Origin of the sequence: Halomonas sp. HP20-15 (assembly GCF_033446685.1) — a bacterium.
Taxonomy (GTDB): Bacteria; Pseudomonadota; Gammaproteobacteria; order Pseudomonadales; family Halomonadaceae; genus Modicisalibacter.
This window is the reverse complement of record NZ_JAWQLY010000002.1, coordinates 160,343-174,126: the sequence shown is the minus strand read 5'-3', so window position 1 is coordinate 174,126 and position 13,784 is coordinate 160,343. Positions and strand designations below refer to the sequence as shown.

At 61.9% G+C, this 13,784-nt stretch carries 14 protein-coding genes; all 14 read left to right on the top strand.

All coding sequences use genetic code 11. From position 1 onward, the window contains the following. Positions 1–401: 401 nt before the first annotated feature. The 14 genes from mnmG to glmU all read left to right on the top strand — a co-directional run bounded on the left by mnmG (position 402) and on the right by glmU (position 13,783). A complete protein-coding gene (gene mnmG, locus R6258_RS03145; protein WP_318447282.1) occupies positions 402–2,312 on the top strand; it encodes a tRNA uridine-5-carboxymethylaminomethyl(34) synthesis enzyme MnmG in 1,911 nt (636 codons plus the stop codon). Next, a complete protein-coding gene (rsmG, locus tag R6258_RS03140; RefSeq protein WP_318447280.1) occupies positions 2,309–2,935 on the top strand; it encodes a 16S rRNA (guanine(527)-N(7))-methyltransferase RsmG in 627 nt (208 codons plus the stop codon). The genes mnmG and rsmG overlap by 4 nt, the downstream gene beginning before the upstream one ends. 40 nt (positions 2,936–2,975) lie before the next feature. Further along, the gene (locus tag R6258_RS03135; protein WP_318447278.1) at positions 2,976–3,743 is read left to right on the top strand and encodes a ParA family protein; all 768 of its coding nucleotides are present in this window, start codon (positions 2,976–2,978) and stop codon (positions 3,741–3,743) included. A 58-nt stretch (positions 3,744–3,801) separates the two neighbouring features. Beyond that, the gene (locus R6258_RS03130) at positions 3,802–4,716 is read left to right on the top strand and encodes a ParB/RepB/Spo0J family partition protein (protein WP_318447277.1); all 915 of its coding nucleotides are present in this window, start codon (positions 3,802–3,804) and stop codon (positions 4,714–4,716) included. 308 nt (positions 4,717–5,024) lie between these two features. After that, positions 5,025–5,387, top strand: coding sequence for an ATP synthase subunit I (locus R6258_RS03125; protein WP_318447276.1), 363 nt, complete (start codon positions 5,025–5,027; stop codon positions 5,385–5,387). Between the two features lie 165 nt (positions 5,388–5,552). Next, entirely contained in the window at positions 5,553–6,377 is an 825-nt protein-coding gene (atpB, locus tag R6258_RS03120) for a F0F1 ATP synthase subunit A (protein ID WP_318447274.1), read from the top strand. Positions 6,378–6,415: 38 nt separating this feature from the next. Continuing rightward, a complete protein-coding gene (atpE, locus tag R6258_RS03115; protein ID WP_412176351.1) occupies positions 6,416–6,700 on the top strand; it encodes a F0F1 ATP synthase subunit C in 285 nt (94 codons plus the stop codon). 39 nt (positions 6,701–6,739) lie between these two features. Further along, the gene (locus R6258_RS03110; RefSeq protein ID WP_318447271.1) at positions 6,740–7,210 is read left to right on the top strand and encodes a F0F1 ATP synthase subunit B; all 471 of its coding nucleotides are present in this window, start codon (positions 6,740–6,742) and stop codon (positions 7,208–7,210) included. An 11-nt stretch (positions 7,211–7,221) separates the two neighbouring features. Beyond that, positions 7,222–7,758, top strand: a complete 537-nt coding sequence (locus R6258_RS03105; protein ID WP_318447268.1) for a F0F1 ATP synthase subunit delta — start codon at positions 7,222–7,224, stop codon at positions 7,756–7,758. 16 nt (positions 7,759–7,774) lie between these two features. Then, on the top strand, positions 7,775–9,319 hold the full coding sequence (gene atpA / locus R6258_RS03100; protein ID WP_318447266.1) for a F0F1 ATP synthase subunit alpha: 1,545 nt from the start codon (positions 7,775–7,777) through the stop codon (positions 9,317–9,319). A gap of 68 nt (positions 9,320–9,387) precedes the next feature. Continuing rightward, positions 9,388–10,263 carry a F0F1 ATP synthase subunit gamma gene (gene atpG / locus R6258_RS03095; protein ID WP_318447263.1) on the top strand — a complete coding sequence of 292 codons (876 nt, stop codon included), beginning with the start codon at positions 9,388–9,390 and terminating at the stop codon, positions 10,261–10,263. Positions 10,264–10,299: 36 nt separating this feature from the next. After that, positions 10,300–11,679, top strand: coding sequence for a F0F1 ATP synthase subunit beta (atpD, locus tag R6258_RS03090; protein ID WP_318448030.1), 1,380 nt, complete (start codon positions 10,300–10,302; stop codon positions 11,677–11,679). Positions 11,680–11,703: 24 nt separating this feature from the next. Next, positions 11,704–12,132 carry a F0F1 ATP synthase subunit epsilon gene (locus R6258_RS03085; RefSeq protein ID WP_318447261.1) on the top strand — a complete coding sequence of 143 codons (429 nt, stop codon included), beginning with the start codon at positions 11,704–11,706 and terminating at the stop codon, positions 12,130–12,132. Between the two features lie 277 nt (positions 12,133–12,409). Then, on the top strand, positions 12,410–13,783 hold the full coding sequence (gene glmU / locus R6258_RS03080; protein WP_318447258.1) for a bifunctional UDP-N-acetylglucosamine diphosphorylase/glucosamine-1-phosphate N-acetyltransferase GlmU: 1,374 nt from the start codon (positions 12,410–12,412) through the stop codon (positions 13,781–13,783). Position 13,784 lies beyond the last annotated feature (1 nt).

The window sequence follows — 13,784 nt, the reverse complement described above, 5'->3', positions numbered from 1 at the left end:
TCTAACCCGACTGTTGATGATTACCGGCAATGTCCAGGTACTGGTCGGTGGATAACCGGGGCACATTTCCGACTGTGGACATCGTGCACAATCATCCACAGCCTGACGACCGCCTGTACAGCTCCCGTCGACTTGTTTTGCAATGCACCATCAACAATGCAAGGTTTTGTTTTCCATTTGTAAAAATGGCTTTTCCACAAAAAATGTCCACACCAGTAGTAACAACAACAACAGAACTTCTTCTTTATATATTTACTTTGTTATTAATAGTGATCCGCCGACCGCTTCTCGACGAAGGCGGTGTGGAAAACCCCTGACGGTTACCCACAGGGACGTTATACTGGCGCACTTCATTACACTCGCCAGAAACGTACGCGCACCGCGCAAGTCGAGGTAAAAACGTGGATTATCCCAACCGCTTCGATGTCATCGTCATCGGCGGTGGCCATGCGGGAACGGAAGCCGCATTGGCCGCTGCCCGCATGGGCTGTCAGACGCTGCTGCTGACGCACAACATCGAGACACTCGGACAGATGTCCTGCAATCCGGCCATCGGCGGTATCGGCAAGAGCCACCTGGTCAAGGAGATCGACGCCCTGGGCGGCGCGATGGGGCTGGCAACCGACCAGGCCGGCATCCAGTTTCGGGTGCTCAATTCCCGCAAGGGGCCGGCGGTGCGCGCCACGCGCGCCCAGGCCGACCGCGTTCGCTACAAGGCGGCCATCCGCGGCCTGCTGGAGAACCAGCCCAACCTGACGCTGTTCCAACAGGGTGTGGATGACTTAATCGTCGAGAATGACACGGTGCGTGGCGCGGTGACCCAGACCGGGATCCGCTTCCACGCTGAAACCGTGGTGCTGTGTACCGGCACCTTCCTCGGCGGCGTCATCCATATCGGCCTGGATACCCATACCGGCGGTCGCGCCGGCGATCCACCGGCCAACGCCCTGGCTCAACGGTTGCGCGCGCTGCCGTTTCGCGTCGACCGGCTCAAGACCGGCACGCCACCACGCATCGATGCCAAGAGCGTCGATTTCAGCGCTCTCGAGGAGCAGCCCGGCGATGCGCCGAGCCCGGTGATGTCCTACATGGGCTCGCGCGATATGCACCCGCGCCAGGTTAGTTGTCACATCGCGCACACCAATGAGCGCACCCACGAGATCATCTTCGCCAATCTCGACCGCTCGCCGATGTATTCGGGGGTGATCGAGGGCGTCGGGCCGCGCTACTGCCCGTCGATCGAGGACAAGGTCCATCGTTTCGCCGACAAGTCGAGCCATCAGGTGTTCATCGAACCCGAAGGGCTGGAGACCAACGAGCTCTACCCCAACGGCATTTCCACCTCGCTGCCGTTCGACGTGCAGCTCGAGGTGGTGCGCTCGATCAAGGGGCTGGAAAATGCCCACATCACCCGGCCTGGCTACGCCATCGAGTACGATTTCTTCGATCCGCGCGATCTCAGGCATTCACTGGAAACCAAATTTATCCACAACCTGTTTTTCGCCGGGCAGATCAACGGCACCACGGGTTACGAGGAGGCCGGCGCCCAGGGACTGTTGGCCGGCGTCAACGCCGCGCTGCGCGTACGCGGCGAAGCCGGCTGGTGCCCGCGGCGCGACGAGGCCTATCTCGGCGTGCTGGTCGACGATCTGATCAGCATGGGTACCCAAGAGCCCTATCGGATGTTCACGTCACGCGCCGAGTACCGCCTGTTGCTGCGCGAGGACAACGCCGACCTGCGACTCACCGAGACCGGACGTTCGCTGGGACTGGTCGACGACGCCCGCTGGACGGCGTTCAGCGCCAAGCGCGAGTCGATTGACAGCGAACGGACACGCCTGCAGGCGACCTGGATCCAGCCGGGATCGGATGCAGCCGCGCAACTCGCCGGCAAGCTGTCCAAGCCGCTCAATCGCGAGTACAACCTGCTCGAGCTGCTCAAGCGTCCCGAGCTGAGGTATGCCGATCTGGCCAATCTCAGCGGTGTGGGCGTTGCCGACGAGAGCGTCGCCGAGCAGGTCCAGATCCAGGCCAAGTACCAGGGCTACATCGACCGTCAGCAGAGCGAGATCGACAAGCTCAAGCGTCACGAAGCGACGCCGTTGCCGGCCGATCTCGATTACACCCGGGTCGAGGGGCTGTCCAACGAGATTCGCGACAAGCTCAGTGCGGCGCGTCCCGAGACACTGGCCCAGGCCGGGCGCATCTCGGGGGTCACCCCGGCGGCGGTATCGATCCTGTTGATCTACCTGAAGAAGCGGCGACTGGTGGGCGACGCCCGCGGCGACGACAGCCGCGCGGTGAATGCATGACGCCGACCTGCGAACGGCTGCTCGATAGCGGCCTCGACGAGCTGCGAATCGACATCGATGGCCGGGTCCGCGAGCGGCTGCTGGCGCTGCTGGCGTTATTGCACAAGTGGAACCGCGCCTATAACCTCACCGCAGTGCGTGAGCCCGAGGCCATGGTCACCCGTCATCTGCTCGACAGCGCCTCGGTCGCGGCTGCGGTGCATGGCCCACGGTTGCTGGACGTCGGCGCCGGGCCCGGGCTGCCCGGGCTGGTACTGGCGATTCTCGATCCGACGCTTGCAGTGACGCTGCTCGACAGCAACGGCAAGAAGGTGCGTTTCCAGCGCCAGGCGGTGCTTGAGCTGGGGCTCACCAATATCGAACCGGTGCAGGCTCGCGTCGAGGATTACACCGCGGCGCCGTTCGACCAGATCATCTCGCGGGCCTTCGCCAGCCTCGCCGACTTCGTCTCCCTCAGCGACCGGCTGCTGGCCGTTGACGGCGAATGGCTGGCGATGAAGGGGCCGGCCTGCGAGGATGAGGCGAGCCGGCTGCCGGCCTCGGTCGTCCTCAGCGAACAGCGTCGACTCAGCGTGCCCGGCGATTGTGCCGTTCGCCACCTGCTGCACTTGCGCCGACGCTAGTCGGCGTCTTGGGGATCATCGTCGAGATAGGGAGTCACCCGTGACCAAGATCATCGCCTTGACCAACCAGAAGGGCGGCGTTGGCAAGACCACTACCGCGGTCAACCTGGCGGCCTGCCTGGCGGCGCTCGACCGTCGCGTGCTGCTGGTCGACCTCGATCCGCAGGGCCATGCCACCATGGGCAGCGGGGTCGACAAGCATGAGCTGGATGGCAGCGTGCTCGACGTGCTGCTCGGCGAGAAGCGCGCCGCCGAGGTGATTCTCGATTGCCCCGAGGCCGGCTATGCGCTGCTGCCGGGCAACGCCGACCTGACCGCCGCGGAAGTCGATCTGCTCGATCGCGCGGGACGCGAACGCTGCCTGCACGAGGCGATCAGCGGCGTGGCCAGCGAGTACGACGTGGTGCTGATCGATTGCCCGCCATCGCTCAACATGCTGACCGTCAACGGCCTGACCGCCGCCGATGGCGTGCTGATCCCGCTGCAGTGCGAGTTCTATGCCCTCGAGGGGCTCTCGGCGTTGCTCGATACCGTCGAGCAGATCCAGGCCAGCGTGAACCCCGCGCTGCAGGTGTTCGGCATCGTCCGCACCATGTACGACAACCGCAACAGTCTGACCCGCGATGTCACCAAGCAGTTGCGCGAGTACTTCGGCGATACCCTGCTCAAGGCCGCCATCCCCCGTAACGTGCGGGTCGCCGAGGCGCCCAGCCACGGTCTGCCGGTGACCAAGTACGCGCGTTTTTCGCGTGGCAGCCAGGCCCATCGGGTGCTGGCCAAGGAACTCATTCGTCGCCTTTCGCTATGAGCTGTCGCTATCAATCGGCCAACCTGGCTGAGCCGGGCCAACAATCAAGGAGCGCCCCATGACTCGTAAACGTGCCCTGGGCCGTGGCCTGGATGCCCTGATCGGAGCGAACGCCCGCCGTCGCGATCTGCTCGAGACCGATGTGCAGATCGACGGGCCGCTGGAAAGCAGCTACGGGGAACCTTCGACACACGCTGAAGAGCGTCTGGCGCGCCTGCCGCTGGGTCAACTGAGTCGCGGCAAGTACCAGCCGCGCCGCGAGATCCAGCCCGAAGCGCTCGAGGAGCTCACCGACTCGATCCGCAGCCAGGGGGTGATGCAGCCGATCGTGGTGCGCCCGATCGGCGAGGATCGCTACGAGATCATCGCCGGCGAGCGGCGCTGGCGGGCCGCCCAGCTCGCCGAGCTCGACACTATCCCCGCGGTGGTGCGCGAGGTCAGCGATCAGAGCGCGCTGGCGCTGGCGCTGATCGAGAACATCCAGCGCGAGAACCTCAATCCGGTCGAGGAAGCCATGGCGCTCAAGCGCCTGCTCGAGGAGTTCGAGCTGACCCAGCAGCAGGTCGCCGATGCGGTGGGCAAGTCGCGCGCCCAGGTCGCCAACCTGCTGCGGCTGCTCTCGCTCGACCCCGAAGTGCAGACGTTGCTCGAGCGCGGCGATCTCGACATGGGCCATGCCCGGGCGCTGCTGGTGCTGCCTGGGGCGAAACAGCGCAAGGCCGCCCACGAGGTGGTCAATAACGATCTTACCGTGCGTCAGACCGAAGCGCTGGTGAAGAAATACCAGGAGGGCAAGCCTGCGGACAAGCCGGCCAACAAGCCCTCGGCCGACGTGGCCCGGCTCGAGAGCAAGCTCGGCGATCTGCTTGGCGCGCCGGTGAAGATTCGCCATGGCCAGAGCGGCAAGGGCCGAGTGACCATTCACTACGCCAGCCTCGACGAGCTCGATGGAATTCTCGGGCATATCCGCTAGGGAGCCGTTTCGACCGATTAATTGCCGCTTTCGACGTGTTGTAAACCCCCATACGTTGGCCTATGATCGTGCCGTTTGAGCGGTAAGTCGGCAATGACGAGCTACGATGCTCTGCCGAATGGCTTTTTTCAATTCGAGACGTTTCTTTAAGCCGATGACTCAGCGCTTCGGACTGGGTTTTTTATGCGCTGATTGTCGTGGACCATGGTGCTGTTGCCGCTCTTTCAGCGACTAGGTATACTCGCTGCGATTTTTTGCGCTGCGGGTCGTGGACATCGCTATCGTTAGGTTCGAGAGGAAGACAGTCGATGCGCCGCGATATTCGTAGACTTTTTTTGTGGCAAGTGGGATTGGTCGGCATTGCCATGATCGCCGTCTACCTTTGGCGCGGTCAGCCGGAATCGGTGTTGGCGGCGACCTTCGGCGGAGCGATCGCACTGATCAATACCTTGCTTTCGTGGTGGCGCGCCAAGCGCGCGTCGGCGATGGCGCCGAGCGATATGAAACGCAGCACCGTCACGCTTTATGCCGGGGTAGTGGAACGATTCGTTTTTACCCTGGTGGCGTTCGGTTTCGGCATGGGGACATTGCAGCTCGATCCCCCCGCCATGCTTGTAGCCTTCGTCATCGCGCAGTTGAGCTATATCGCCGTGAGTGCAAAAGCTGGCTAATCGAAAGCCGGCTAATAATAGACTGTCAGCCATCGGGCAGGCAAAGTTCTCGTTCGGGCTTTTCGTCTGTTTCGAAACGTCGGACAAATTGATGCGTTTCCCGCAGCCAAGGCTGCGGGAATTTACTAAAGTCGAATCGAGCAGGCCGATTGAGGGGTTACTATTTTGAGCAGCGGCGAAATACTCAAAGAAGTGGATTCGGTCCAGTACATCCAGCACCACCTGCAGAACTGGTCGATCGGCGAGGGCTTCTGGGCGTTGAATCTCGACACGCTGATCCTCAGTTGGTTGCTGGCAGGCGGCGCCATTTACTTTGCATGGCGCGTCGGTCGTCAATTCACCACTGAACGCCCGGGACGCATACAGAATTTCCTGGAGTCGGTGGTCGAGTTTGTCAATGTGCAGTCATCGGCGCTCTTTCCACAGCGCGATCCCCTCGTGGGGCCTTTGGCGCTGACCATCTTCATTTGGGTTTTCCTGATGAATTTCATGGACCTGATTCCCGTTGACCTGCTGCCGTTGGCGGCACAGTGGGTAGGTAGCTGGTTCGGTGCGGACCCGCATCATGTTTATTTCCGTGCGGTACCCACCGCCGATTTGTCAATGACCTTCGCTATGGCGATTTCGGTATTTTGTCTAACCATTTTCTATGGAATCCGTTCAAAAGGCGTGGTCAATTGGGTCAAGGGATATTTGACTCACCCATTTGGAAAGTGGCTGGCGCCGGTCAATGTCATCATGAGTCTGGTCGAGGAAGTAGCCAAGCCGATCAGCCTGGCACTGCGTCTATTCGGCAATCTATTCGCCGGCGAACTGGTCTTCATGTTGATTGCACTGGTGGGTTTCCACTGGTACATGTTGCCCGTGCAGGCCGCTTTTGGTTTTGCCTGGACGACCTTTCATCTGCTGATCATCCTGATTCAGTCCTTTATCTTCATGCTACTTTCCGTGGTCTATCTAGCCTTGGCCACCAGTCACGACGCGCATTAACCATAACCAGTTACATTCGAAACTAAGGAGCATCAACAATGGATCCACAAGCAGCTGCAATGATCTACGCGTACACGGCGACCGGTGTAGGCATCATTCTCGGCCTGGCGGGCCTGGGCTCGGCACTGGGCTGGGGCCTGATCTGCGGACGCTTCATCGAAGCCATCGCTCGCCAGCCCGAGCTGCGTGCCCAATTGACCGGCCAGATGCTGTTCGTCGGCGGTCTGATGGAGGCATTCCCGTTCATCGTGCTGGGTATCGCCATGTGGTTCACCTTCGCCAACCCGTTCGTAAGCGCCGCTCAGGCAGCCGTCGGCGGCTAACGTTCGGTAGACTCCGAGTACACAACAAGGGGTGTTACGGTGAATATAGGCATTACCCTACTCGTCGAGATCCTCAGCTTTGGCCTGTTCATCTACTTCTTCAAGAGGGTGCTGTGGGGCCCGCTGATGAAGGTGATGAACGATCGTCAAGCGCGTATCGGCGACGGCCTGGAAGCCGCTCAGCAGGCACAGCAGGAACTCGAAGCTGCCAACGCCGAGGCACAAAGAATCCTACGTGAAAGTCGCGAGGAATCGGCCAGCATTCTCGACCAGGCGCGTGCCCGTACCAATACGATGATCGAAGAGGCGCGTGAGGAAGCCCGTGCCGAAGGTGACCGCATGATCGAGCGCGCACGCGGCGAGATCGAGCAGGAACTGAACCGGGCCCGTGAAGAGCTGCGCGCGCAGGTGGCAAGCCTGGCGGTGGTCGGCGCCGAGCGCATCCTCGAGTCCTCGATCGATGAGCAAAAGCATAACGAAATGCTCGACAAGCTCGCGGCCGAACTCTAAGGGAGTCCTCCATGGCGGATACCTCAACGCAGGCTCGACCCTATGCCAGAGCGGCATTCGCCCTGGCCCGGGAAGATCAAACGCTGGACGCCTGGTCGGCCATGCTAGCCGAAAGCGCCGGAGTGATACGCCATCCGCGTATCCGGACCCTACTCGGCGATCCACGGCTGACGGCAAGCCATAAGGTGGATGTGCTGATCGATGTGCTCGGCGACATGCTCGACGAACATCGCAGCAATTTCCTGCGGGTGCTGAGCCGCAAGGAGCGGCTCGATGCGCTGCCGGAAATCGCCGAGCAGTTCGAGGCGGAGCGCGCCGACTATGAACGCTTGGCCGTCGTCGACGTCGTATCCGCCTATGCGCTGAGTCAGGCACAGCAGGACAAGCTCGCAGGAGCGCTCGAAAGGCGCCTGGATCGCAAAATCACTATGACCACTTCGGTGGACCGGACGCTGCTGGGCGGCGTCGTCATTCACATCGGCGATACCGTCATCGACGGGTCGGTGCGTGGACGACTGGCCAGGCTCAAGCGCGACCTGAACGCCTGAAGTCGAGGGACATGGCATGCAGCAACTGAACCCTTCCGAAATCAGCGACATCATCAAGGGGCGCATCGAAAAACTGGATATCGATGCCCAGGCCCGCAATGAAGGCGCCATCGTCAGCGTGGCTGATGGTATCGTGCGTATTCATGGCCTGGCCGAGGCGATGTTCGGCGAAATGATCGAATTCCCTCACGGTATCTACGGCATGGTGCTCAACCTAGAGCGCGATAGTGTCGGTGTGGTCGTGCTGGGTGACTATCAGCAACTCCAGGAAGGCATGACCGGCAAGTGCACCGGGCGCATCCTCGAAGTGCCGGTAGGCCCCGAACTGGTCGGCCGTGTGGTTGATGCGCTGGGCACACCCATCGACGGCAAGGGCGAGATCGACGCCAAGCTGCGCGACGCGGTCGAGAAGGTCGCGCCAGGCGTGATCACCCGCCAGTCGGTCGACCAGCCGATGCAGACCGGTCTCAAGTCGATCGATGCGATGGTGCCGATTGGCCGTGGTCAGCGTGAGCTGATCATCGGCGATCGCCAGATCGGTAAGTCGGCGATTGCCGTCGATGCGATCATCAACCAGAAGGGCAAGGGCATCACCTGTGTCTATGTGGCGATCGGTCAGAAGCAGTCGACCATTGCCAGCATGGTGCGCAAGCTCGAAGAACATGGCGCCATGGAGCACACCATCGTGGTGGCCGCCGGTGCTGCCGATCCGGCCGCCATGCAGTTCCTGGCGCCGTACGCCGGCTGTACGATGGGCGAGTATTTCCGCGATCGTGGCGAAGATGCGCTGATCGTCTACGACGATCTGTCCAAGCAGGCCGTCGCCTATCGCCAGATCTCGCTGCTGCTGCGTCGTCCGCCGGGCCGCGAAGCCTACCCGGGTGACGTCTTCTATCTGCACTCGCGTCTGCTCGAGCGCGCCGCGCGGGTCAACGTCGATTACGTCGAGAAGTTCACCAACGGCGAAGTCACCGGCAAGACCGGCTCGCTGACCGCGCTACCGATCATCGAGACTCAGGGTGGCGACGTCTCGGCGTTCGTACCGACCAACGTGATCTCGATCACCGACGGTCAGATCTTCCTCGAGACGGGCCTGTTCAACTCGGGCATTCGTCCGGCGATCAACGCCGGTCTGTCGGTGTCGCGTGTGGGCGGCTCCGCTCAGACCAAGATCATCAAGAAGCTCGGTGGTAGTGTTCGCCTGGCCCTGGCCCAGTATCGCGAACTGGCGGCATTCTCGCAGTTTGCCTCGGAGCTTGACGAAGCCACGCGCAAGCAGCTCGAGCACGGTCAACGTGTGACCGAACTGATGAAGCAGAATCAGTACTCGCCGATGTCCATCGCGGAGATGGCGCTGTCGCTGTTTGCGGCCAACGAGGGTTACCTCGATGACGTCAGCGTCGACAAGGTACTGGATTTCGAAAGCGCATTGCATGATTACATGAAGGCCGAACACGGCGATCTGCTCGACAAGATCAACCAGTCCGGCGACTACAGCGATGAGATCAAGCAGGGTCTCAAGCAGGGCGTCGAAACGTTCAAGTCGACCCAAAGCTACTGATGAGTGCCATGGCGGGGCTTCGAGGGTGTCGAAGCCCCGCCGGCTGAGTCGATCAACAGGACATCGCTATGGCAGCCGGAAAAGAGATCAAGTCCCAGATCGGGAGCATCAAGAATACCCAGAAGATCACCAGCGCCATGGAAATGGTCGCGGCTTCGAAGATGCGCCGTGCCCAGGAACGCGTGGCGGCCAGCCAGCCCTATGCCCGGCAGATTCGCCGGGTGGTCGGGCATGTGGCGAAGGCCAACCCGGAATACCAGCACCCGTACTTCATCGAGCGTGAGGTCAAGCGGGTAGGTTACATTGTGGTCACCTCGGATCGCGGCCTATGCGGCGGTCTCAACAGTAATCTATTTCGCGCGGTGATACGCGACGTTCGTCAGCGCCGCGAGCAGGGCGTCGAGGTAGCGTTCTGTGCACTGGGTACCAAGGGAGCGAGTTTTTTCCGCAAGTATGGCGGTGAACTGCTTGCCTCGCGTGGCAATCTCGGCAATGCGCCGCAAGCCAGCGATCTGATCGGTAGCGTTCAGGTGATGCTCGAAGCGTTCGATAACGGCGAACTGGACCAGCTGAATGTCGCGTCCAACGACTTCATCAATACCATGACCCAGAAGCCGACGATTAGCCAGTTGCTGCCACTTGGCGGTGACGAATCGCCGACGGACGATCGCCAGCGCGCCGGTCATTGGGATTACCTGTACGAGCCGGACGATGCGCGAGCACTGCTCGACAAGCTGTTGGTACGCTACGTCGAATCCCAGGTCTATCAAGCGGTGGTCGAGAATATTGCCAGCGAGCAGGCGGCGCGGATGCTGGCGATGAAGAACGCCACCGACAACGCCGGCGATCTGATCGACGAATTGCAACTGGTCTACAACAAGGCCCGGCAGGCGGCCATTACCCAGGAAATTTCCGAAATTGTCGGCGGGGCTTCGGCGGTCTAGCGATCGGACAGTTTTTTTATAGGTTCAAGAGGAATCATCATGAGCGGACGTATCGTACAAATCATCGGTGCGGTGATTGATGTCGAGTTTGCCCGCGACGAGATCCCGCGTGTCTACGATGCCTTGCGCGTCAAGGATGCCGGCACGATTCTCGAAGTGCAGCAGCAGCTCGGCGACGGCATCGTGCGCGCGATCGCGATGGGCACCACCGAAGGCCTGCAGCGTGGCGTCGAGGTCGACAACTCCGGAGCGGCGATTTCCGTGCCGGTCGGCAAGGCAACCCTGGGACGAATCATGAACGTCCTTGGCGAGCCGATCGATGAAGCCGGTCCGATCGGCGAGGAAAAGCGCAGTCCGATCCATCGCGAGGCGCCGGGTTATGCCGACCAGGCGGTATCCAGCGAGCTACTGGAAACCGGGATCAAGGTCATCGACCTGGTCTGCCCGTTCGCCAAGGGCGGTAAAGTCGGCCTGTTCGGCGGTGCCGGGGTCGGCAAGACCGTCAACATGATGGAACTGATCCGCAATATCGCGACCGAACACAGCGGTTATTCGGTGTTTGCCGGGGTCGGTGAGCGTACCCGTGAAGGTAACGACTTCTACTACGAAATGCAGGAGTCCAACGTTCTCGACAAGGTATCACTGGTTTACGGTCAGATGAACGAGCCGCCGGGCAACCGCCTGCGTGTTGCCTTGACCGGTTTGACCATCGCCGAAAATTTCCGCGATGAAGGCCGTGACGTCTTGCTGTTCGTCGATAACATCTACCGCTACACACTGGCGGGGACCGAGGTATCGGCGCTGCTGGGCCGCATGCCCTCCGCGGTAGGTTACCAGCCGACGCTGGCCGAGGAGATGGGCGTGCTGCAGGAGCGCATCACCTCTACCAAGGACGGTTCGATCACTTCCGTCCAGGCCGTCTATGTGCCCGCGGACGACTTGACCGATCCATCGCCGGCCACCACCTTCGCGCACCTCGATGCCACCGTGACGCTGGCTCGCTCGATTGCCGAACTGGGGATCTACCCGGCCATCGATCCGCTGGATTCCACCTCGCGCCAGCTCGATCCGCTGGTGGTCGGTGAGGAACATTACAATACCGCTCGTGGCGTTCAGATGGTGCTCCAGCGCTACAAGGAGCTCAAGGACATCATCGCCATCCTGGGGATGGATGAGCTGTCGGACGAGGATAAGCTGTCGGTGAGTCGGGCGCGCAAGATCCAGCGCTTTCTATCGCAGCCGTTCTTCGTCGCCGAGGTATTTACCGGCGCCCCGGGCAAGTACGTGTCGCTCAAGGACACGATCCGTGGTTTCCAGGGGATCCTCAACGGCGAATACGACGAGTTGCCGGAACAGGCTTTCTACATGGTCGGCACCATCGACGAGGCCGTCGAGAAAGCCAACAAGATGAAGTAAGCCGCGCATCCAAGAGGACCAAGCATGGCGAACAGCATTCAATGCGAGATCGTCAGCGCCGAGCGCTCGATCTTTTCCGGCACGATCAGTCAACTCATCGCCGCCGGGGTGATGGGCGACCTGGGTATTATCCCCGGTCACTCGCCGCTGCTGACCGAGCTAAAGCCAGGCCCATTGCGGGTTTTCGATGAGGGTGACGAGGAGCAGATCTACTACGTGGCCGGCGGCTTCCTCGAAGTCCAACCCGACGTGGTATCGGTGCTCGCCGACAGTGCCGTGCGCGCACGCGATCTCGACGAGGCCGAGGCCGAGTCGGCGCGCGAGGAGGCGCAGAAGGCGCTCAACGAGCAGAAGTCGGACCTGGACTACACCCGGGCCGCGGCCGAGCTCGCCGAGGCGATGGCCAAGCTGCGCACCCTCGATCAGCTGCGCCGCATGAGCGGCAAGCGCTGATTCGCGCAAGCGCCGTGATAAATACCCCGTGGCTTTGCCTCGGGGTATTTTTTTGTCTGCCGAAAGCCTTCCGCGCATGAGCGAACTTGCAACACGGCTTATGCCTATAAGCCGATCGAGCCTGCCACAACGGGACGCCCTTACGGGAAAACGCTGACTGTCGGCAGGCAATGGTCGCGGTCGACCGCCGGCGTTGGTAGCGTCAGGCACAGCGCCGTAGAATGGCAGGCAACGATCGGCAGTACTTTAGACGGTACTTTAGAACATAGGAGCGGTAATGACTCTCGATGTGGTGATCCTGGCGGCGGGCCAGGGGACACGGATGCGTTCGGCACGGCCCAAGGTATTGCATAAACTGGCGGGCAGGCCGCTGATCGATCATGTTATCGCCACCGCATCCGGCCTTGAAGACGCCCGATTGCACGTGGTGATCGGCCACGGCGGCGAGCAAGTCCGCGAGGCGCTCGCCGAAGCCGGGGTCAATTTCGTCGTCCAGGCCGAACAGAAGGGCACCGGCCATGCCGTGGCCCAGGCGCTCGAGGGGCTCCGCGATGGCAAGGTGCTAATACTCTATGCCGACGTGCCGCTGATCCGCCGTGACACGCTGGCGGCGCTACTCGAACGGGTCGACGAGCAGCGTATGGGACTGCTCACCGTTGATCTGAGCGAACCCGCCGGCTACGGACGCATCAAGCGTGACGCCGATGGCGAGGCGGTGGCGATCGTCGAACACAAGGACGCCAGCGCCGAGGAGCGCGCCATCGGCGAGTGCAATACCGGCATCATGGCGATGACCGCCGCGCAATTGCGGCGCTGGCTGCCGCGCCTCTCGGCCGATAATGCCCAGGGCGAATACTATCTGACCGACGTGATCGCCATGGCCGCCGATGAGGGGACGGCGATCGCCACCACCCAGCCCGGCTCACCCGGCGAGGTCGAGGGCGTCAACGACCGCGTGCAGCTGGCGCGTCTGGAGCGCGTTTATCAGGCCGACGAGGCCGAGCGGTTGATGCGTGATGGCGTGGCGCTGGCCGATCCGGCGCGTATCGACGTGCGTGGCGAGCTGGTCTGCGAGCGCGATGTCGCCATCGATGTCGGCTGTGTCTTCGAGGGCCGGGTCGAGATAGCCAGCGACGTGAAAGTGGGTCCCTACTGCGTGATCCGCGACAGCCGCATCGGCCCGGGGAGCGTGATCGAGGCGCATAGCGTGATCGACGGCGCAGTCATCGACGGCGATAGCCAGATCGGCCCGTTCGCGCGGCTGCGTCAGGGTACGCACCTGGCGCGCGGCGCCAAGGTCGGCAATTTCGTCGAGACCAAGAACGTCGCGGTCGGCGAGGGCGCCAAGATCAACCATCTCAGCTACGTCGGCGATGCGCGGCTGGGGCGTGGCGTCAATGTCGGTGCCGGCACCATCACCTGCAACTACGATGGCGCCAACAAGCACCGCACCGAAATCGGCGATCATGCCTTCATCGGCTCCAACACCGCGCTGGTGGCGCCGGTGTCGGTCGGCGAGGGAGCGACCGTCGGTGCCGGTTCCACGATCAGCAAGGATGTCGAGGCCGGCGCGCTGGCGGTGGCGCGTGGCCGACAGATCAGCAAGTCCGACTGGGTGCGTCCGCAGAAGTCGCCCAAGCGCGATCATTAAG